This is a genomic window from Wolbachia endosymbiont (group B) of Villa cingulata, assembly GCF_964028285.1.
GTDB lineage: Bacteria > Pseudomonadota > Alphaproteobacteria > Rickettsiales > Anaplasmataceae > Wolbachia.
This window is the reverse complement of record NZ_OZ034766.1, coordinates 629163-647360: the sequence shown is the minus strand read 5'-3', so window position 1 is coordinate 647360 and position 18198 is coordinate 629163. Positions and strand designations below refer to the sequence as shown.

Below are 18198 nucleotides of genomic sequence, written 5' to 3'. Positions count from 1 at the left end.
ATTTCATACACTTTTACCTGTTATTAATATAATATATGAGGATCTAAATATAAGTACTTAACTTATTATAGATATAACTTGACTACTTTTCCAACTTCTGTGCAAATGTCGATGTTCGTGCCATTTCAGTACTCCTGGGTAAAATACCAAAATATGCTTTTCTAATTCATGTATTGAGTCTTTTTGCTCTAAATCGTTTTTATAGTAAACATTGTGTTCTGCTAAAACATAGTTTGTAATCTTCTGATCAGTATAATTTTCTACTTTGTAGTGGTGAGTAACGCTAAACCTTTCTAAAATTGGTTTGTGTTTTAAATTCCAATATTGCCCTGAAAGTTTATCGCTTCCCAATACAAATTTATTTCCTCTTTCTTCTACGCTACTTACTGGAAAGCACGTATTTATGTCTCCTAAATCCCAACTGTCTGATAATACTATCTGCGCTTTTGCAAATTTAATCGATGGTAATAAACTCTGTGGTAATGGATATAGTGCTTTTAAGTTGTACCACAAATGATCTCTTTCATAGATGCCTTTATAATCCCTTGTGTGAGGCTCGGTTTCTCCAAGGATTGCTACATCTAATCGATATATGTCATTACTAAATGCTTGCTCATAATGAATCCGAAAAGTGCTAAACTTAAAATTTGGATTTAAGCTTTTTAGCTCAAATGTGTTCTTTCTACCAAATGACAGTACTGGTCCATCTTTTTCAACTTTTCTACCTGAATAGTCTGACAATAAGCTGCCGAATAAACTTTCATCTAAAATAAACCTATCAACGTTATAGTGATCATTGAAAATCCTCATTAGCCGCGATCTTGCTGGTAACGATAGTTTTGCAAGTTCTATTACTGCATCCACAAAAAAGTCATTTGGAACATCTTTTATTCCTATTTGCAACTCGAAAAAATGTTTACCAGGTGGTTCTTCGATAATTGTAATATCTTCTATATTTGCCCATTTTAGTGCTATTTTTAGTGATGCTGGAGTTCCTCTCAGTCTTTGAAATTTTACTCCTTCTACTACGGCTTTTCTTCTATCTTTTACCCAGCGTAGTATTTCCCCCAATTCATATTCCTCAATCAAACACGGCAATGTTTCTTCTTTAAGACTAAATTTAAATCCCCTGATGCAACTTGGATCAACTTTGTAATCGATTGCATCAACCAGTGCTCGCTCTTGCTTTGTTGCGTTTGGCGGTAATAAACTTTTCATTTGTCTTTTCTTTCAAGTTGCTTTAATTTCCTTTATTTAGGTAGCTTATGAGTAAGCAAGAGATCATTTCAGAACTGATCAAAAATAAAGATGTTCTTAATATCGCAAACACTTTCCATAATATTTAACCATATTATCCATACTTTAAAAAACAAGTTACAACTTCTGGAAGAAAATCAATACTTTCGTCTCCCTAACATTGGTCATTTTTATCCAGTAAACCACTTATTGCACGCAATCCCCTCACTGGTACGATTCCACAAAACAAAAAAATACGTTTTAAATCCTATCTAACTTGACATGACCAAGCACTGCACACTCATTCCCCAATACTACAACATCCTCTTTTGGCTCGATTAATTCTACGTTTTCTACACCATCTACAAATAGATTCGCTATTATCCACGATCTTGTTACACTCCACCCTAATCTTTTTGCTAATTCAAACTTCTTAATAAACTGCTTCTTGATTTCTTCCTCTGATATTACAGGACTTATGCTCATTCTGCTGTGAATATCTATTTCCGTAATATTGCAACCAATTACTGTTATCGTATCTGTTAAAACCCTTATATCATCTCTAGTAACCTGCTTTTTTACAATTTCAAGTAGTTCTTCTGACACTATGCCAGTTTGTGTTGATAAGATTGAAATTTGTACTTTCCCTGGTATAGGCGATTCTACTAACGCATCCTTTACTCTTCTATCTGCTGACAGTGCATGATATCGATAGTGCTCCTTGCTCCCACACGCTACTATCTTTGCTTTAATTCTTTTTCTAAATCGTTCATCATCTTCTTCTTTCTGCCTCTCTACTCCATAAAATTCAGCCAAATTATCAAGATCTTCTCCCGTTGCAAATTTTAGTAAATTGCTCTTTACAGCTTCATTTATTCTTTCTCTAAGCAAAAGTTCTCGCCATGCTGCTACCTCCAGAATCTTTATTGCTGGGTCACTTTCAACTAATGCTGTAAAACTTGCATCACACTTTACTAACTCTTCCTTCATTCGAGCAAAAATCTCTTCAAAGTTCAGTGGTTCGATAATATTTGGCTGCTGCATTTTTAAACAACTACTCCATTAATATTTATGAACTTACCTTCTGAAAGATAGACACCTTCTAAATTCAATGTTATTCTCCCTTCTTTTACTCCCTCAACTTTTACTTTTTCTAACTTAAATCTCTTTTCCCATTTTTCCAAAGCTTCTGCAGTTGCTGCATATATCTCAAGTGTTAAATCTCTATTTATTGGCTTATCCACCAATTCAAATAATCTTGAGCCATAATCTCTCCTCATTATTCTACTGTTAATAGGAGTGGTCAGTATATCAATTATTGATTGTTTCAGATGTTCTATTCCCTCTAATTCTTTCCCTGTTTTAGCATCCATTCCTCTCATTTTTCGACTACTTTAATTTTTTTTATTTTGAAAACACACTTTGATTTTTACTTACTACTTGAAAACTACAGGACGCCACATCACCTGTTCTCGCTACACCAATACCATTTACAAATACGCTGTTTGATCCTTGTGTTAGTGTCTCTCCCATAGTTAAGGTATCACTTCTACGACAGACAGATCTACCATTAATACACACATCTTTACTCCCGCTTACGCAAACATGAATAGGTACTCCAGTACAATTATCACCTGTACAAACTATAGCTCTTCTCATGTCAATTTAAATCTATTCTACTTCCTTTCAGTTTTATTCCACTTTTTGTCATTTCTATACTCGATTCTCCAGCTTTCAGTGTTATTTTATCTACTACTTCAATCTCTAAATGATGTTTATCTTTATCGTATGACAACTTTGTTCCATCTTGAAATGTTAAGCTACTCACCTCTTTTTTATTTTCTGGAGCAGAGTACTTTTGTTGATATATTCCAGGAAGTACTACTCCTAAAGATAATTCTCCCAGCGGGGAAAGTATAACTACTTGCTCATCAATACCTGGAGGAGACCAATCTCTATCTTTTCCTGCTTTGCTCGTTGTCCACGGTAAATAATCTGTTAAAAATTCTCCTATTTTTACTCTTACTTTTGCTTTTTCATAATCTACTTCTTTTACAACTCCTATACGAATGATATTCGCTACTTTTCTCTGTAACTCTGCAATGGCAAAATTATTTTCCAACATGCATTTCTCCCACTGCTATTTTATGTGGTTTGATTTTCCCCTCTTCCCATACTGATTTACCTAAATGAAGCTGATGACTCCAATCAACCATCCACACCAAATATGCATCTAATTCGGGTCTAAATCCATCAGGCTCTGCAGAGAGAAATTCAGCAGGAGAAATATTTTTTACGTTCCAAGTATTTTTATTTACTACTCTTGCTACTTCTGCTGCTAATGACCTTACAACTAACGAGGAATACTCGACTGTTCCATCAACTACAATTCTCGCTTCAAATCTTGCTTTCAGCGCTAATTCCTCTGTTCCAGGATCTTTTCCCGATTCTAAACTCTGACCTTACCCAGAAAAAGTAGACAGAAAGTTAAGACGTTTTTGCTATGAGAATGATGAATCAAAAAGCTCAGGAATGCAATAGTTAATAGTAGAATGTCTACGCTGTTTATTATAAAAAATTTCTATATATTCAAATATTGCGGTTTTAGCTTGTTGTGCAGAGTGTTGTGAAGTATCAATGAGTAACTCTCTCTTAAGTGAACTAAAAAAGCTCTCTGAAACAGCATTATCATAACAACAACCTTTGTGACTCATACTAGAAGTAATATTTTTTGTACTTAGTAAAAATTGATAATTTTTAGAGGTGTATTGCGATCCTTGATCGCTATGAAATAGTAGATTTTTAGCAGATTTGCGCCTACCAATAGCCATGAATAACGCATCTATAACTAATTGCCTATTTACTGCATTACTCATTGACCAGCCAATCACCATGCGTGAATATAAATCTATTATTGCTGCCAAATATAACCATCCTTCATTAGTTTTTATGTACGTAATATCAGTTACCCATATCTTGTTAGGTTGATCAGCGATGAAATTCTGATTTAATATGTTAGGAGTTATAACTCTATTGTCTATTTGTGGTTTTTTACTTTTAAACTTTCGTCTAAGCTTAGCTTGAATGCCATTTTTCTGCATAACATTTTGCACTGTTTTGATGTTATAATTTTTACCTAAAGCCTTTAATTCAGCGTGAATTTTAGGAGCTCCGTATCTGCATTGTGATGCTCGATATACCTTCTGAATATCTTGTATGAGCTCTTCTCTTATTGATTTTTTGTTGTTTTTTTCCTTAGTAATCCATTTATAATAACCACAAGCAGATACGTTCAAAAATCTGCATGATTCCCGTATTTTATAGCATTTTTTATGTTCTTTTATAAAAGAATATTTTACTCTTTTTGGTTTGCAAAATATCCCAGGGCTTTTTTTAAAATGTCTCTTTCCCTCGTTACTCTTGCCAGCTCTTTCTTTAAATCAAACTTTTCTTTGTCACAATGAGCTACTTTCCCTTTTCCTGGAAACGCATCTACTCCAGACATTCTATCATTGTATGTTTTTACCCATCTGCTTAATGAATCACCGCTAATACCCAAATCTCTTGCTATTTTTGCTGATGATTGACCTGTTTCTTTTACTAGTCTTATAGCTTCAATTTTGAATTCTGCTGTATATTCTTTTCTTTTTGTCATACCACACCTCTTTGAAAAAACGTTTTATTTTACTTCAAAAACGTCTTAACTTTCTGTCTACTTTTTCTGGGTAAGGTCACTATCTTATTATGACCATTTCCATTTTCGTAAGTTAAAATTCCTTTAGGCTGAAAAGTGCCATCACCTTTAATAAAGGCTTTATTCTCCTTCTTACTGAAAGTTTCGGCAACCTTTTCTACAAGCCAATTTTCAACATTGACAAATGCATCATCGAGCAATTTTTGTGATATTTGCGGCTGAGCATAGAGCTCATAAGTTGTGATGGAAATCTTTTGAATTTTAGGTGTACTTGTGTCTTGTGCAAAATCATACTTGGATTTATAGCCACCATCTTCGTCGTCTACTACTTCACCACTCCAACCTGCACCAGCACGGTCACAATCTTCTATAATATAATCCAGCGTTTCAGTAGAGATTCTTTGATTGGAACATATCTGCCGCATTGGAGATGAATCAGTTATACGCTTGTTTATGCGTTTTACAATATGAGGAGTAACTAAATACCCTCTAATATCATTGTCATCTCCACTTAGGGTTTTATGTGATAACCTGTTTTCCATTCCTTTACGAATATAATCAGAAAAATATTTATCACCTGTATTAAAATCTGTGCTAATCTCTGGGCGTTGAGCTGAGGTTTCAATAAAATCTAAGCGCTCTTTGCAATTATCAATATTACTATTTATCTTGCATAGCTGCTCAGGTCCTTTGCTTTCGATTTCTTTTAGTTTGCGATCATTTATTAATTTAAATTGCTCCCATGATGAAGCGAGTTCATTAACACGGTAAGTGATATCAGTAAGTGACATAATAGCCTCCTTTAAAAATAAAATTAGAATAGTATTGTAATTTGAAAGTAATCTTTATCAGTAATCTCAGTACCTTTTTGTTATCATGTAAACTGCATTCAGAAAAAAGACCGGTGAATGGCAGCTTATTATAACTCAAACGCTTGTTTACAATATGGATCCCAGTGCTGGGATGGCGCCCTCATGGTAAACAACGTTCATACAACTGTATACGTATAATGCTCGTGCCTGCCATTCACTGGTCTTTTTTCTGGATTCTAGCATTGGCTTCATGGTAGATACAAATGAACGTAAGCTACTTGGTAGTGAGAAAAAAATAATAATGATTACTTGTTGAAGTAAAAAAAAGTAGTGTAGTATTACACCACGGTAAATATTATACTTAACTGTTAGCACTATACAGCATCCATTTTTTTGTGTCAAGCATTTTTTTCGCTGCGTATCTGTTCAGAAGAATGTGCAAATAAAGTACGTAGCTGTTTGCCAAAACAACAAATGGTATCCTGTGCTGGGATCCATTTTTCTATCATCACCAGAAACGTTGATTACTTTTATACCTGTAAATTTAACTGGATCCCAGTGTTAGGGCACTGGGATGACAGGAGAAAAAGGCCTGTATCGGCTACTTCGATGACACTCACAGCCCTGTCATTCCAGCGTGTGACGCTGGAATGGCTTTGTTGCATAGCAACTGAAAAAATCTGGTGGCTACTGACAAAATTCATTATAAAACAGCCATTTAACTGTTGAAGAAAAAATATGCCACAGAAAATGAAAGTCAGTAACCAAAACGAATATAACAAATTCCTTGAAAAAAGGGGGAATATTTTTCGTTACATCGATGAAGCTATCGAAAATTGGTATGAAAATAGTCCAAAAATGCAGGGCGGCAACTATATTTATAGTGATAAAGTTGTGATTTTGGTGCATATAATCGTTAATCTTTTTAGAATTGGCTTAAGACAAACGGTAGGGTTTGTAAAAGGATATCTGCAACAAATAGGAAAAAATTTGGCAGTTATCAGCTATTCACAAGCATCAAAAAAAACTTAATATTAAGATAAATGATTGCAGGATTGATAAAAGCAACATGGAAAATATTGAAATTATCATAGATAGTACAAATTTACAGTAACACTCCTGGCCACAGTAAGGAAAACAGTGCAGATAGAAAGTACCGAAGCTACGAGCAAGTAAGAAAGTTACATGTTATGTTAAGTGTGAATAGTAAAAAAGCTATAGCTGCAAGATACAGTAATGGCGTCTACTCTGACCACTATGGAGCTTGCTTGAAGAAGTTAATTTTCAGCACAAAATAAAAGCATTATATGCAGATAGGGCATACGATAGGCAAAAACTTTATAAATTGTGTAAGAAATACGATATAAAGACAAAAGTTCTACCAAAAAAGGATGCAGCAGAACATTCAAAAATAGATTATATGTCTGACAGAAATGCTGCTATTAGGTTAATAAAATTATATGGACAAGATGGTGTAAAAGAGTGGAAAAAGGAAGCAATTTATGGAAAAAGATCTTACATAGAAGGATTTTTCTCAAGGTTGAAGCAAGTATTTGTTTAGGAATAAATCTGAAGTAAACCGTGAAAAAGAATTACTAATTAAGTGCTATTTGCTCAACAAATTCACTGGTATTGGTATGGCTAAATTTGAAATCATTACATAAATTTGTCGTAAACCATCACTGCTTAAGGTGCTATGCAACAAAGCCATCCTAGTGTCAGCTACTTGGATAACACCAAAGGGGCTACTCGCATTTTTTAGGCCTAAATCACAATGCTCGTACAGTAAGCACTGACCATTTTTCGTATAAGTTACCTTTATAAACAAATGTTTGCACAGCTGTAACACCCACCTTGAAAACTTCAGAAAAACTTACCTGCCGTTTTTAACTTGTTTAAACTTCCAAAACCAATCTATTTGGATCTTCTATGTAATTTTTTATTTTAACAAGGAAAGTAACTGCTCCTTTACCATCAACTATTCTGTGGTCGTAAGAGAGGGCAATGTACATCATAGGTCTGATTTCAATTGAGCTACTCACAGCAACTGGCCTATTTTGTATTGAGTGCATGCCAAGTATTCCAGATTGCGGAGGGTTGATTATTGGAGTAGAAAGAAGTGAACCGTATACACCACCGTTTGAGATAGTAAATGTTGCACCTTCCATTTCCGATACTTGCAGCTTACCTTCTCGTGCTTTTTTGCCAAGAGCAACTAAAGTTAGTTCAATTTCAGCAAATGACATTTGATCAGCATTGCGAATAACCGGTACAACAAGACCTTTGTCAGTGCCAACAGCAACACCTATATCATAGTAATTTTTATATACAATTTCATCACCTGAAATCTCAGCGTTAATCTCACGAATTTCTTTTAGTGCTTGCACTGCTGCCTTTATAAAAAACGACATGAAACCCAGTTTTATTCCATATTTCTTTTCAAAAGTTTCTTTATACTTTGCCCTCAGATCCATGACGTTTTTCATATCAATTTCATTGAACGTGGTCAGTATTGCAGCAGTATTTTGCGATGCTTTCAAACGAGCAGCTATTACTTGCCTTATTTTGCTCATTTTCACTCGCTCTTCTCTTCTCTCTCCACTTACTACACTTTTTGGCGATTCATATTGTTTTACCGGAGGTTGTTCAGCTTTACTCATATGATCTATCACATCCGCTTTAGTTATTCTGCCTCCCATGCCAGTTCCTTTTACACTTTCTGCACTAATTGCATTTTCTTCCATAATTTTACGAGCTGAAGGGGCATCTTTTTTATTAGCGCTTTCGCCTTTATCTTCTTTTTTCACTTCTTCTTTTACTTCTCCTACAGCAAGTTTTGCCAATAATTGATCAGGGCCGATTACATCATCTTCTTTCACAAGAAATTCGGTTATTTGTCCTGAAGCTTCTGCAGTTAATTCGAGTGCTGTTTTGTCAGTCTCAATTTCAAAGATCAAGTCATCTACTTTTACTGCTTCGCCAATATTTTTCTTTATTTTTACTATACCTTCCGTAACCGATTCACCACCAAGAGTTTTTGGTGCCCTTATTTCTATAATTTTGCTCATAAAATAACTTCTACATAAAACTTTCTATAAATTTATACATGAAAAGAGACATGTAATAAACTAATAAATTCATTAGGCTTTTTGTCATAACGCTTGATTATTTCTTTCAATATATTTAAAATTAAAATGTTAAGTAACTTAGAATAAGATTATGGATTTTGATAAAGCAGGCAATGCAGAAGACTTAGATAACGAAAAACTTCAACTGATATGTAAGGCTTATAATAGAGAATTACTATCAAATCAAAGATTTGTTGATGGCATCAATTCAATGGATTACAGTAAACTTAAAATCTTATACAAATATAATAATAAGTTTAGTTACAAAGGTATTGAAGAATTACTATCAGATAAAGAAATTGTTGATAACATCAACGATTACGATGATGAAATGTTTAGTTCCATGCTAAATGATGCACCTTCGGAACACAATATTCTAGAAATACTAAAAGGTGGGAAGGTTTGCAATATCAACAATGAATTCGAAAGTAGTGATAGTGAGGAGAATGAAGAAGATTATGGATATTATAATAATTATGATTACGAGGAAGATGAAAAAAATGATCCGAATAACTTTGCTAAAGAAGCATTAGAAAATAAAGGAACTAATGAAAAACGTGTTGACGGTGTTCAGTTTTATCTTAATGAAGAAATACTAAAATGTATATTTGAAAGTGGTAAGCTTAGTGATGAAGATGTTACAAAATTATTAGAAAACAAGGAAATTCTTGAACGCATCAATTCGGTTGCTCCTGAAAGATTTCAACTCATACTTAATAGTATTAAGTTTGATGGTAACAGTATTATAGGATTACTAGAAAATTAAAATACTGCTAGGAACATCAATCTTATTGATAAAGAAACGTTGAAATATATAATTGAGAATGATAAATTTAGTCTTAAAGATATCATAAAATTACTGGAAGATCTGAAAGTTGTCGAGCGCATCAATTTGATTGCTCCTAAAAAATCTAAAATCATACTTGATAGTCGTAAGTTTAATGATACCAGTATTATTGTAGAATTACTAAAAAATCAAAATACTGCTAGGAACATCGATCTTATTGATGAAGAAGCACTTAAATACATAGTTGAGAATAATTATTTTAGTAATAAAGGTATTATAAAATTACTAGAAAATCAGGAAGTTATTGAATGCATCAATTTGATTGCTCCTAAAAAATCTAAAATCATACTTGATAGTCGTAAGTTTAATGATACCAGTATTATTGTAGAATTACTAAAAAATCAAAATACTATTGATAATATCAACCTTATTAGTGAAGAACTACTTAAATACATATTTGAGAGTGATAAGTTTACTAGTGAACATATTATAAGAATACTAGAAAATCGAGAATTTATTAAGCTTACCAATTTGATTGATCCTGGAAAATCTAAATTCGTATTTAGGCAATTTTATCATACCAGTATTATTATAGAATTACTAGAAAATCATGAAGTTGTTGAACGCATCAATTCGATGAACCGTAAAATATTTGACTTGATATTTATATATACTGATCAAGGATATATTATGAATTTACTGAAAGATCAGAGTTTGTTTGATCAAATCAATTCCCTTGATGATAGTAAAGTTAGTATCATGCAAACTGATTGTTTTTTTAGAGATAGAGAGATTGCAGAAATACTAAAGAGTTCATTACCTCAACTCCATTCTATTGATGATAATAGATTAAAAATTATATGCAAAAGCATTAAGTTTAATTCTACAGATGTTAGAGAAATACTAGAAGATCAGAGTCTATTCGTTCGAGTCAATTCTATCGATCTTGAAAAACTTGAACTTATATCTAGTAGTAGTAAATTTGATCGCTCCATGGTTATGGATTTACTAAAAAGTCGGAATTTTATCGATTCTATTGATACTGAAAAATTTCGACTTCTACTTGATAATGCAAGCTTAAATGACAAAAGGATTATAACACTACTAAAAGATCAAAATGCTGTTGAGAAGATCAATTCTGTTACCACTAAAGAGCTAAAAGCAATAACAGATAATGTTACTGGTAAGGTATTTGTCAATATATTTAAAAATTTTAAACCTAGCGTAAAGTCGACTTTGAGGCTTGCTATAATCCTGCGTAAAGCTGGTAAAATTACAGATATTAATATCGATTACTTGAACAACAAGGAACGTATTTACGAAGATATAATTAAATATGTTCCCCAAGAGCTGAGTATATATACTCAATATCCTTTCCCAGGGATTGTCTTAGGCGGTAAAGATCTTCCTCAAGAGCAGGACATAAATATAAATTCACTTGTACCATTCCTTACATTTGAAAGATATATTGAATGCAAAGAACCTGTGTCAAAATTATATAATTTATCTTTAGAGCAGGTTATTGAGAATATCAATCCACATAAAAGAGCTAGGTATTTCTAATAACACTAAATTCATTTATTTATAATAATTTTACTATATCGTAAAACCATCTATATCAGACTATTTTTATTATATTTTCTTGGTAAAATCACTGGCAGCTGACACCGAGGTTCAGAAAATTTTTATAATATAGACTATCAATGATTTTTCAGTAATAATATAGTTTTAGGTGGATATAGTGAACGTTTCATACAGAGATATAGACATTAAGCTAATTATAACAGGTTGAATTCAAATGTTGAATCTAGAATCTCTGCCAAAACATCTAGCAATTATTATGGATGGTAATGGTAGGTGGGCAAAGAATCAAGGAATGGTAAAAATTGATGGTTATAGAAAAGGCAGTGAAGTTGCATTTGATATTGCTAAACATTGCACAACCTTAGCCATATCTTACTTAACTTTGTATGCATTTTCCATGGAAAATTGGCTCAGATCTGAAAACGAAACAGACTACCTATTTAATTTATTTTACTCCACTTTAACTAATGAAGATAAAATGAAATTCATTTGCAATTGTAACATTAAGTTAAATTTTATTGGCAATTTAAGTCTATTGCCCAGTAAAATATTCGATCAAATCAAAAAAGCAGAAGAAGTGACACATAAGAACGATGGTCTATTACTCACTGTTGCAGTTAGTTATGGAGCAAAGCAGGAAATTATACATGCTATCAACAACGTCATAAAAGGAAATATTGATTGCGTATTGGAAGAGGAATTTGAAAAATTTCTGTATACTAAAGATTTACCAAAACTGGATTTATTAATTCGCACTGGTGGCGAGAAAAGGTTAAGCAATTTTTTACTATGGCAAGCAGCTTATGCTGAATTGTATTTTTGTGATACTTTGTGGCCTGATTTTTCTTGTCAAGATTTGAGTAAAGCATTAGCAGATTATACAAAGAGAGAGAAAAAATATGGTAGATAATAATCTTATGGTGAGAACACTGTCTTCAATAGTAATATTACTGATATTTTCTTTTGCTACATATTTCAGTGATTTATCATTTTATCTACTAATTTTTTCAATTGCGGTTCTATCTTCTTTTGAATGGTATAACCTAACTAAAGGCAATAGAATCTTATACATTTTTGCATTACTACTCATTGCACTACCAAATGCATCGCTGATATACTTATATAATCTACCACAGGGAAAATATGAATTAATATGGCTTATCTTAACCATTTGGAGCATCGATATTACCGCTTACCTATTTGGTAAAAACTTTGGTGGTGCTAAAATTTGCCCAATTATTAGTCCTGGAAAGACTTGGTCAGGGCTTTTAGGTGCAGTTTTAGCTGGAGTATTTTGTACAATTTTTGGCTCAATATTTTTGAGTTTATTTCCAATTTTCTATTCCCCAATAATTGGCTTTACAATTGCTATTCTAGCCCAACTTGGAGACTTTACTGAATCACTCATAAAAAGAGTTTACAATGTTAAAGATAGTGGAGGTATAATACCTGGCCATGGAGGAGTACTTGACCGTATGGACAGTTTCATCTTTACTGCCCCCTTTATTGCTATTTACATAAGCTAAAGAATGAAGTGCTATTAACCTTTGGTCCTTTCCTTTTTATTCACTGCTTTCACCTCAACAGATTGAAATTCTTCGGAGTTTACTATTTCACTCATGGGCTTACTGCAATAAGGACAATACATTTCTCCTTCTTTATGTAAATATACTACTGGATGACCAGAACCATCATCATTCTCATCACCACGGCAGCAAACTATTAGATTATTATCCCTCACTTCTGACATTTCGCTCCTTTAGTTTATAGTATTTTATATATCGAACATACTCGTTTGGAAATAAAAAAGACAATAAATACTTATTCTCCATTTTTTACCCTATTTAGATTAATCAATTCGGTTTGGACATTTTGTGATACAAAGCTGCTAACATCTTCTCCTAATCTCGCTATTTCTTTCACAAAACTTGATGAGATAAATTGAGTATCTTCAGATGCAGGAAGAAATATGGTTTCGATTTCATGGGAGAGCTTATAATTTACCCAACTCATTTGAAATTCATAATCAAAATCTGATACTGCCCTCAGTCCTCTGATAATAACAGAGGCATTTTGCTCTTTGGCAAACTTCACGAGCAACCCATTAAAAGATATAACATCTGCATTAATTTCTGCTCCTTTAACTTCATTTTCAGCCATGCTTGTGCGTAGCTTTATGCTAAAGGTAGTATGTTTGTTAACATTTTCTGCAACACCGACTATCAACTTATCGACTAGCTTACATGCTCTTTTTATTATGTCAAGGTGCCCAAAAGTTATAGGATCAAACGTACCAGGATAAATTCCTATTTTGTTATTAATGTTCATTCTTTGTTTCTATACTGCAAAAACTTTTGATGGACATGATAACGTTTTTTGTCTAAAAATGAAAGTACATAGTTGGCCTGATAGCTCAGTTGGTAGAGCAAAGGACTGAAAATCCTTGTGTCGCTGGTTCGATTCCTGCTCAGGCCACATTCTTTTTCTTAATGTTCTATAATATATTATAATATTAATATAATTGTTTAGAGATAATGTATAAATGTTACAATAGAATATTTAGTATACTATTAATTACATTTCTACTATTAAGTAATATCGCTTATAGTGAAAAAGTAAACAAAGAATTATCTGCTTTGACAGCGGAAAATGCAGTAAATTATAATATAATTTTTGGTTTATTGCAAACAGATGAATCTCACAATATCTATGAGATATTCAATAATTTTGGGGTTAAAACTATATTCATTGACTACGACAAAATAATTAATCTAAAAGAAATCCAAGAAGAGTTCGCAAAACAAGATGAAATATTGGCAAAAAAGCTGATACTAGATCGAATAAAAGTTGAAGTTGCAAAATTTATCAAAGAGCAAAAGATAAACAGAATATTTATTTCAGATAACTTTCATTCAGCTCTTAACCCTTACCGCCAGCTTGTGAATGAAGCAATTGTAAAAATAGTAGATGACAATCCTACAATTCATTTGCTTGCCATATGTGGTGGTTTACAAGACATTATGCATGCAAAAGAAATTGAAATAACAAATGTTGTTAATGATGAGAAGAATCATTTAAAATCAGCATCCTATCCACAAAAAGAGAATATACCTCTTCAGCAGATAAAAATTGTTCCAGGTAGTAGTTTGGAAAAAGTGGTAGCTAGATTTTTACTACCTAATCAAAATGGCTGGTTTTCAACTTATTTTCCGAATGCTCATTCAGGTACAGTAAGTAATACTACAGAGAATAGAAGAAGGCTAGAGCTACTTGGATATAAAATTGCAGCATTTGCCAATGACGGGGTAATAGAAGCTATCGAAGATAAGCATGGTAATATTTACTTTCAAAGTCATCTAGAAGCCCTTGTTGTCAAATCAGATAAAAACTCTCGTTTGTCAAGCCAAAAGGTACGTCAGGTTTCAACACTAGTTGCTATAGCGATTATAAATGATTTTCTTCATCGCGTTTAATGCTAAAATAAGGAAAATCATCTAATGTCATGCCAGTACCCTTTTTCTTGTCATTCCAGCGCGTGACCAGTTCTGATTGCCTGTTCTGGATCCCAGTAGGCTTTGTTGCATAGCAACTGAAAAAATCTGGTGGCTACTGATAAAATTCATTATAAAACAGCCATTTAACTGTTGAAGAAAAAATATGCCACAGAAAATGAAAGTCAGTAACCAAAACGAATATAACAAATTCCTTGAAAAAAGGGGGAATATTTTTCGTTACATCGATGAAGCTATCGAAAATTGGTATGAAAATAGTCCAAAAATGCAGGGCGGCAACTATATTTATAGTGATAAAGTTGTGATTTTGGTGCATATAATCGTTAATCTTTTTAGAATTGGCTTAAGACAAACGGTAGGGTTTGTAAAAGGATATCTGCAACAAATAGGAAAAAATTTGGCAGTTATCAGCTATTCACAAGCATCAAAAAAAACTTAATATTAAGATAAATGATTGCAGGATTGATAAAAGCAACATGGAAAATATTGAAATTATCATAGATAGTACAAATTTACAGTAACACTCCTGGCCACAGTAAGGAAAACAGTGCAGATAGAAAGTACCGAAGCTACGAGCAAGTAAGAAAGTTACATGTTATGTTAAGTGTGAATAGTAAAAAAGCTATAGCTGCAAGATACAGTAATGGCGTCTACTCTGACCACTATGGAGCTTGCTTGAAGAAGTTAATTTTCAGCACAAAATAAAAGCATTATATGCAGATAGGGCATACGATAGGCAAAAACTTTATAAATTGTGTAAGAAATACGATATAAAGACAAAAGTTCTACCAAAAAAGGATGCAGCAGAACATTCAAAAATAGATTATATGTCTGACAGAAATGCTGCTATTAGGTTAATAAAATTATATGGACAAGATGGTGTAAAAGAGTGGAAAAAGGAAGCAATTTATGGAAAAAGATCTTACATAGAAGGATTTTTCTCAAGGTTGAAGCAAGTATTTGTTTAGGAATAAATCTGAAGTAAACCGTGAAAAAGAATTACTAATTAAGTGCTATTTGCTCAACAAATTCACTGGTATTGGTATGGCTAAATTTGAAATCATTACATAAATTTGTCGTAAACCATCACTGCTTAAGGTGCTATGCAACAAAGCCCACTGGAATCCAGAAAATGAACAATGGATCCTAGTTTTAGCTACTCGGATGATAAGAAAAGGATACTTGAATGACAAGAAAGGGGACACTAGAAAAAAATGGGTGTCATTCCAGTGCTTGACACTGGGATGGCTTTGTTGCATCACTCAAGAGAAAAGAACTGGCAGTTACTGACAAAATTCATTATAGAATAGCCATTTAACCATTGAAGAAAAAATATGCCACAGCAAATGAAAGTCAGTAACTGCAATGAATATAACAAATTTCTCCAAGAAAGAGGAAATATTTTTCATTTAGGCAAGGTGTTGATAAGAAGTTTAAGCTACAAGAGCATTAAATACACTGATGAAGTACGAGAATATCTAAATCACATATTGAAGCAACATTCAACAAGTGTAGATGGAGCACAAGCACAATCTTTAGCAGGTAAAAAGAAACAACTATAGTTTTCGTTATTGTTTAGTGTTGACCTAGAAGGTCAACACTGATATATACCTCTATATAGCTAATGTGTGGAGGTAATGTGGTGGTAGATAATCCAAAAGCAGTTAATAATCAGGATTATTTTGATAAAAGTAATCGTTTTTATTTGCGCTTAAAAGATAATTTTTTTAAAAATCTGAGCCCAGATAGTAAAGTATCTATAGATTCTGAAGATAAGAACGAAGAAGTTAGTATTGATGATGATGAAGTGTGGTTTAAACACTTTTCTACTGTGGTTCCTAGTGAAGAAGGACAGGAAAAGTATAGATATGAAGTTAATGGCAGGTATGAATACAAGTATGCCAATAAGTACGATAGCAAAAATATTGTAGGCAAAATTGCTAAAAAAATTGCACAAGATGTAATTGAAAGTATAAAAGACAATACTTTAGAATATATAGAGGAATTAAAGAAAGTAGAAAGAAAGGTAAGATTAAGCCTGCACTCAGAATTATGCTTGGCGATCCTACAAAATCAATAAATGTGGTTGATGTTTTAAATAGTGATCTATGCAGAAAATATGGTGTAGATGGAATTACATTATTACTGCCTAGTAAAAGCAAGTGTGAAACAAGGGGAATACGCTGCAGAGTTGATGAGAATGGAGTAAGAATTTATGAAGTAGCTAATGGCTCATATTATATGAATTTAAATTGGTATGTTGAGGGGAAAGAGTGTAAAATGAAAATTAGCATTAGCGATAATGGTTCTGTAGAGTTTATTGAAAGCAATGGTGTTACTTGGGATCAATTAGCTGCACATAAAGAAGTAAAAGTAGGAAGACAATATGAAGCAAAGCCTTTGTATGAAGCATTGTCATATTTAAAACGAGAAGACTCTGAAGTAATAAAAGGATTTTATCCTCCAACAAGTGTGGAAAGCATACAAATTACTACAGGAGTTAATAAGCAAGCAGCTCTTTCAAAGTTATAATTTTCGTTATTGATTGAAATGAAGCCTTTTGGGGACCAAAAGGCTTCATGATCGAAATTTTTGGAAAGATCTTTATTGGAAAATTCAGGGACAGGAATAACATTTTTAAGCTGTCGTATAACTATCACTTGCTCTCTGGGAGCTCTATTTTTCATACCACTCATTTATGAGTTTATTGATATCAGAATCTATAAAATCCTTTAGTGGTTGACTGGTTTTTATCTCGGCATTTTTAGGGATACACCTATCTTTACATATTGCGTACTTTATATGAAAGTTAATATCAGCGTATTCCTGATTTGGAATGATATTGTTTTTAAAGGGAAATAACACCATATCTTCATATATGTTACTAACAAATGTAACTTCCCCAACTTTATCTTCATGTTCCTTGGGAGTAGGCCAATGAATATCTATATTTGATATGTTACCCTGACAGTCAAAGGAAGTAGGAAGGCCGAAATCTCCAGGGTCTTTGTAATATATATGCCAACCTGGTTTTATTGTAACCTTTATTGCGCCTTCAATGGTAAGGTTTGCTTTATTTACCTTACCAATGAGCAGATCAAATTTTGCAACTTCTTCTTCAGCGCACAATTGAGTGCAAGAAAAAAGTAAAAGTAGGATTGAGTATATACGTATTTTCATAAATACTCTATTTATGAAGAAAATAATTTAAGTTCTATCTATTATAATAAAAATATTATATAAATCATTTGTTAATATAATATTATGCTAATACAAATATAGTAGCAATTATAACTTTCATATATTATTTTTTTATTTTTAAGCAGTTATAATATTAAAGAGACGTAACAAATATAAATAGTAGTGGCTTTGCATAGAAAATCACAAATTTATTTCCTTTATAAAGGTAAGACTTTTTAGAACTAGAAAGATACCTTGGAGCAAG

At 32.7% G+C, this 18198-nt stretch carries 23 protein-coding genes, 1 tRNA gene and 2 pseudogenes; 13 read left to right on the top strand and 13 right to left on the bottom strand.

Annotation, left to right across the window (positions count from 1 at the left end; translation table 11 throughout):
- Nucleotides 1-57: 57 nt before the first annotated feature.
- The 9 genes and pseudogenes from ABWU52_RS03345 to ABWU52_RS03305 all read right to left on the bottom strand — a co-directional run.
- Nucleotides 58-1218, bottom strand: a complete 1161-nt coding sequence (locus ABWU52_RS03345) for a phage tail protein (RefSeq protein ID WP_353277590.1) — start codon at nucleotides 1216-1218, stop codon at nucleotides 58-60.
- Between the two features lie 279 nt (nucleotides 1219-1497).
- Nucleotides 1498-2280 carry a baseplate J/gp47 family protein gene (locus ABWU52_RS03340; RefSeq protein ID WP_353277589.1) on the bottom strand — a complete coding sequence of 261 codons (783 nt, stop codon included), beginning with the start codon at nucleotides 2278-2280 and terminating at the stop codon, nucleotides 1498-1500.
- A gap of 2 nt (nucleotides 2281-2282) precedes the next feature.
- Nucleotides 2283-2618, bottom strand: a complete 336-nt coding sequence (locus tag ABWU52_RS03335; RefSeq protein ID WP_353277587.1) for a GPW/gp25 family protein — start codon at nucleotides 2616-2618, stop codon at nucleotides 2283-2285.
- Nucleotides 2619-2640: 22 nt separating this feature from the next.
- Nucleotides 2641-2895, bottom strand: a complete 255-nt coding sequence (locus tag ABWU52_RS03330; protein WP_353277585.1) for a PAAR domain-containing protein — start codon at nucleotides 2893-2895, stop codon at nucleotides 2641-2643.
- Between the two features lies 1 nt (nucleotide 2896).
- Nucleotides 2897-3361: a phage baseplate assembly protein V gene (locus tag ABWU52_RS03325; RefSeq protein WP_353277584.1), complete on the bottom strand. Its 465-nt coding sequence runs from the start codon at nucleotides 3359-3361 to the stop codon at nucleotides 2897-2899.
- Nucleotides 3348-3692, bottom strand: a pseudogene (locus tag ABWU52_RS03320) (hypothetical protein); the annotation flags it as partial. The pseudogene ABWU52_RS03320 and the gene ABWU52_RS03325, both read right to left, overlap by 14 nt.
- Nucleotides 3693-3737: 45 nt before the next feature.
- Nucleotides 3738-4616 carry an IS3 family transposase gene (locus ABWU52_RS03315; RefSeq protein WP_353277659.1) on the bottom strand — a complete coding sequence of 293 codons (879 nt, stop codon included), beginning with the start codon at nucleotides 4614-4616 and terminating at the stop codon, nucleotides 3738-3740.
- Complete coding sequence (locus ABWU52_RS03310) at nucleotides 4592-4891, bottom strand: transposase (RefSeq protein ID WP_064085359.1); 300 nt, start codon at nucleotides 4889-4891, stop codon at nucleotides 4592-4594. Before ABWU52_RS03310 ends, ABWU52_RS03315 begins: the two co-directional genes overlap by 25 nt.
- An 80-nt stretch (nucleotides 4892-4971) precedes the next feature.
- A pseudogene (locus ABWU52_RS03305) lies at nucleotides 4972-5721 on the bottom strand (phage major capsid protein); the annotation flags it as partial.
- Nucleotides 5722-6480: 759 nt separating this feature from the next.
- On the opposite strand from ABWU52_RS03305, the gene ABWU52_RS03300 reads away from it, so the two are divergent.
- Together ABWU52_RS03300 and ABWU52_RS03295 are read left to right on the top strand one after the other, a co-directional pair.
- Nucleotides 6481-6774, top strand: a complete 294-nt coding sequence (locus tag ABWU52_RS03300; RefSeq protein WP_353276410.1) for a transposase — start codon at nucleotides 6481-6483, stop codon at nucleotides 6772-6774.
- A gap of 232 nt (nucleotides 6775-7006) precedes the next feature.
- Entirely contained in the window at nucleotides 7007-7303 is a 297-nt protein-coding gene (locus ABWU52_RS03295) for a transposase (protein WP_246433103.1), read from the top strand.
- A 334-nt stretch (nucleotides 7304-7637) separates the two neighbouring features.
- Here the strand turns inward: ABWU52_RS03295 and odhB are convergent, their stop codons facing one another.
- A complete protein-coding gene (gene odhB / locus ABWU52_RS03290) occupies nucleotides 7638-8810 on the bottom strand; it encodes a 2-oxoglutarate dehydrogenase complex dihydrolipoyllysine-residue succinyltransferase (RefSeq protein WP_353277582.1) in 1173 nt (390 codons plus the stop codon).
- A 151-nt stretch (nucleotides 8811-8961) separates the two neighbouring features.
- Here odhB and ABWU52_RS03285 point away from each other — a divergent pair, with 151 nt between their 5' ends.
- The 4 genes from ABWU52_RS03285 (at nucleotide 8962) to ABWU52_RS03270 (ending at nucleotide 12767) form a co-directional block, all read left to right on the top strand.
- Nucleotides 8962-9636 carry a hypothetical protein gene (locus ABWU52_RS03285; protein WP_353277580.1) on the top strand — a complete coding sequence of 225 codons (675 nt, stop codon included), beginning with the start codon at nucleotides 8962-8964 and terminating at the stop codon, nucleotides 9634-9636.
- A gap of 39 nt (nucleotides 9637-9675) precedes the next feature.
- Entirely contained in the window at nucleotides 9676-11220 is a 1545-nt protein-coding gene (locus ABWU52_RS03280) for a hypothetical protein (protein WP_353277578.1), read from the top strand.
- Nucleotides 11221-11455: 235 nt separating this feature from the next.
- A complete protein-coding gene (gene uppS / locus ABWU52_RS03275) occupies nucleotides 11456-12151 on the top strand; it encodes a polyprenyl diphosphate synthase (RefSeq protein ID WP_353277576.1) in 696 nt (231 codons plus the stop codon).
- On the top strand, nucleotides 12141-12767 hold the full coding sequence (locus ABWU52_RS03270) for a phosphatidate cytidylyltransferase (protein ID WP_353277575.1): 627 nt from the start codon (nucleotides 12141-12143) through the stop codon (nucleotides 12765-12767). Before uppS ends, ABWU52_RS03270 begins: the two co-directional genes overlap by 11 nt.
- Before the next feature lie 14 nt (nucleotides 12768-12781).
- Here the strand turns inward: ABWU52_RS03270 and ABWU52_RS03265 are convergent, their stop codons facing one another.
- Both ABWU52_RS03265 and coaD read right to left on the bottom strand, forming a co-directional pair.
- A complete protein-coding gene (locus ABWU52_RS03265; RefSeq protein ID WP_015587723.1) occupies nucleotides 12782-12991 on the bottom strand; it encodes a zinc-finger domain-containing protein in 210 nt (69 codons plus the stop codon).
- 71 nt (nucleotides 12992-13062) lie between these two features.
- Nucleotides 13063-13569 carry a pantetheine-phosphate adenylyltransferase gene (gene coaD, locus ABWU52_RS03260; RefSeq protein ID WP_353277573.1) on the bottom strand — a complete coding sequence of 169 codons (507 nt, stop codon included), beginning with the start codon at nucleotides 13567-13569 and terminating at the stop codon, nucleotides 13063-13065.
- A gap of 74 nt (nucleotides 13570-13643) precedes the next feature.
- Here coaD and ABWU52_RS03255 point away from each other — a divergent pair.
- The 7 genes from ABWU52_RS03255 to ABWU52_RS03225 all read left to right on the top strand — a co-directional run bounded on the left by ABWU52_RS03255 (nucleotide 13644) and on the right by ABWU52_RS03225 (nucleotide 17285).
- Nucleotides 13644-13716: transfer RNA gene (locus ABWU52_RS03255), tRNA-Phe, on the top strand.
- Nucleotides 13717-13775: 59 nt separating this feature from the next.
- Entirely contained in the window at nucleotides 13776-14714 is a 939-nt protein-coding gene (locus tag ABWU52_RS03250) for a gamma-glutamyl-gamma-aminobutyrate hydrolase family protein (RefSeq protein ID WP_353277571.1), read from the top strand.
- A gap of 184 nt (nucleotides 14715-14898) precedes the next feature.
- Nucleotides 14899-15192, top strand: coding sequence for a transposase (locus ABWU52_RS03245; RefSeq protein WP_353276410.1), 294 nt, complete (start codon nucleotides 14899-14901; stop codon nucleotides 15190-15192).
- Nucleotides 15193-15424: 232 nt separating this feature from the next.
- Nucleotides 15425-15721 (top strand): transposase, encoded by a 297-nt coding sequence (locus ABWU52_RS03240; RefSeq protein WP_246433103.1) that lies wholly within the window; start codon nucleotides 15425-15427, stop codon nucleotides 15719-15721.
- 366 nt (nucleotides 15722-16087) lie between these two features.
- Complete coding sequence (locus ABWU52_RS03235; protein ID WP_265015418.1) at nucleotides 16088-16315, top strand: hypothetical protein; 228 nt, start codon at nucleotides 16088-16090, stop codon at nucleotides 16313-16315.
- 80 nt (nucleotides 16316-16395) lie between these two features.
- Nucleotides 16396-16833 carry a hypothetical protein gene (locus ABWU52_RS03230; RefSeq protein WP_353277569.1) on the top strand — a complete coding sequence of 146 codons (438 nt, stop codon included), beginning with the start codon at nucleotides 16396-16398 and terminating at the stop codon, nucleotides 16831-16833.
- The gene (locus tag ABWU52_RS03225; RefSeq protein WP_353277567.1) at nucleotides 16806-17285 is read left to right on the top strand and encodes a hypothetical protein; all 480 of its coding nucleotides are present in this window, start codon (nucleotides 16806-16808) and stop codon (nucleotides 17283-17285) included. Before ABWU52_RS03230 ends, ABWU52_RS03225 begins: the two co-directional genes overlap by 28 nt.
- A gap of 144 nt (nucleotides 17286-17429) precedes the next feature.
- Here the strand turns inward: ABWU52_RS03225 and ABWU52_RS03220 are convergent, their stop codons facing one another.
- Nucleotides 17430-17933, bottom strand: a complete 504-nt coding sequence (locus ABWU52_RS03220; RefSeq protein WP_264376423.1) for a protein-disulfide reductase DsbD domain-containing protein — start codon at nucleotides 17931-17933, stop codon at nucleotides 17430-17432.
- Between the last annotated feature and the right edge of the window lie 265 nt (nucleotides 17934-18198).

Excerpts from the sequence above, each read along its gene's own strand:
- ABWU52_RS03345 (WP_353277590.1), bottom strand. The coding sequence starts at position 1,218 with ATGAAAAGTTTATTACCGCCAAACGCAACAAAGCAAGAGCGAGCACTG.
- ABWU52_RS03340 (WP_353277589.1), bottom strand. The coding sequence starts at position 2,280 with ATGCAGCAGCCAAATATTATCGAACCACTGAACTTTGAAGAGATTTTT.
- ABWU52_RS03335 (WP_353277587.1), bottom strand. The coding sequence starts at position 2,618 with ATGAGAGGAATGGATGCTAAAACAGGGAAAGAATTAGAGGGAATAGAA.
- ABWU52_RS03330 (WP_353277585.1), bottom strand. The coding sequence starts at position 2,895 with ATGAGAAGAGCTATAGTTTGTACAGGTGATAATTGTACTGGAGTACCT.
- ABWU52_RS03325 (WP_353277584.1), bottom strand. The coding sequence starts at position 3,361 with ATGTTGGAAAATAATTTTGCCATTGCAGAGTTACAGAGAAAAGTAGCG.
- ABWU52_RS03310 (WP_064085359.1), bottom strand. The coding sequence starts at position 4,891 with ATGACAAAAAGAAAAGAATATACAGCAGAATTCAAAATTGAAGCTATA.
- ABWU52_RS03300 (WP_353276410.1), top strand. The coding sequence starts at position 6,481 with ATGCCACAGAAAATGAAAGTCAGTAACCAAAACGAATATAACAAATTC.
- odhB (WP_353277582.1), bottom strand. The coding sequence starts at position 8,810 with ATGAGCAAAATTATAGAAATAAGGGCACCAAAAACTCTTGGTGGTGAA.
- ABWU52_RS03285 (WP_353277580.1), top strand. The coding sequence starts at position 8,962 with ATGGATTTTGATAAAGCAGGCAATGCAGAAGACTTAGATAACGAAAAA.
- uppS (WP_353277576.1), top strand. The coding sequence starts at position 11,456 with ATGTTGAATCTAGAATCTCTGCCAAAACATCTAGCAATTATTATGGAT.
- ABWU52_RS03270 (WP_353277575.1), top strand. The coding sequence starts at position 12,141 with ATGGTAGATAATAATCTTATGGTGAGAACACTGTCTTCAATAGTAATA.
- ABWU52_RS03265 (WP_015587723.1), bottom strand. The coding sequence starts at position 12,991 with ATGTCAGAAGTGAGGGATAATAATCTAATAGTTTGCTGCCGTGGTGAT.
- coaD (WP_353277573.1), bottom strand. The coding sequence starts at position 13,569 with ATGAACATTAATAACAAAATAGGAATTTATCCTGGTACGTTTGATCCT.
- ABWU52_RS03250 (WP_353277571.1), top strand. The coding sequence starts at position 13,776 with ATGTATAAATGTTACAATAGAATATTTAGTATACTATTAATTACATTT.
- ABWU52_RS03245 (WP_353276410.1), top strand. The coding sequence starts at position 14,899 with ATGCCACAGAAAATGAAAGTCAGTAACCAAAACGAATATAACAAATTC.
- ABWU52_RS03235 (WP_265015418.1), top strand. The coding sequence starts at position 16,088 with ATGCCACAGCAAATGAAAGTCAGTAACTGCAATGAATATAACAAATTT.
- ABWU52_RS03225 (WP_353277567.1), top strand. The coding sequence starts at position 16,806 with ATGCTTGGCGATCCTACAAAATCAATAAATGTGGTTGATGTTTTAAAT.
- ABWU52_RS03220 (WP_264376423.1), bottom strand. The coding sequence starts at position 17,933 with ATGAAAATACGTATATACTCAATCCTACTTTTACTTTTTTCTTGCACT.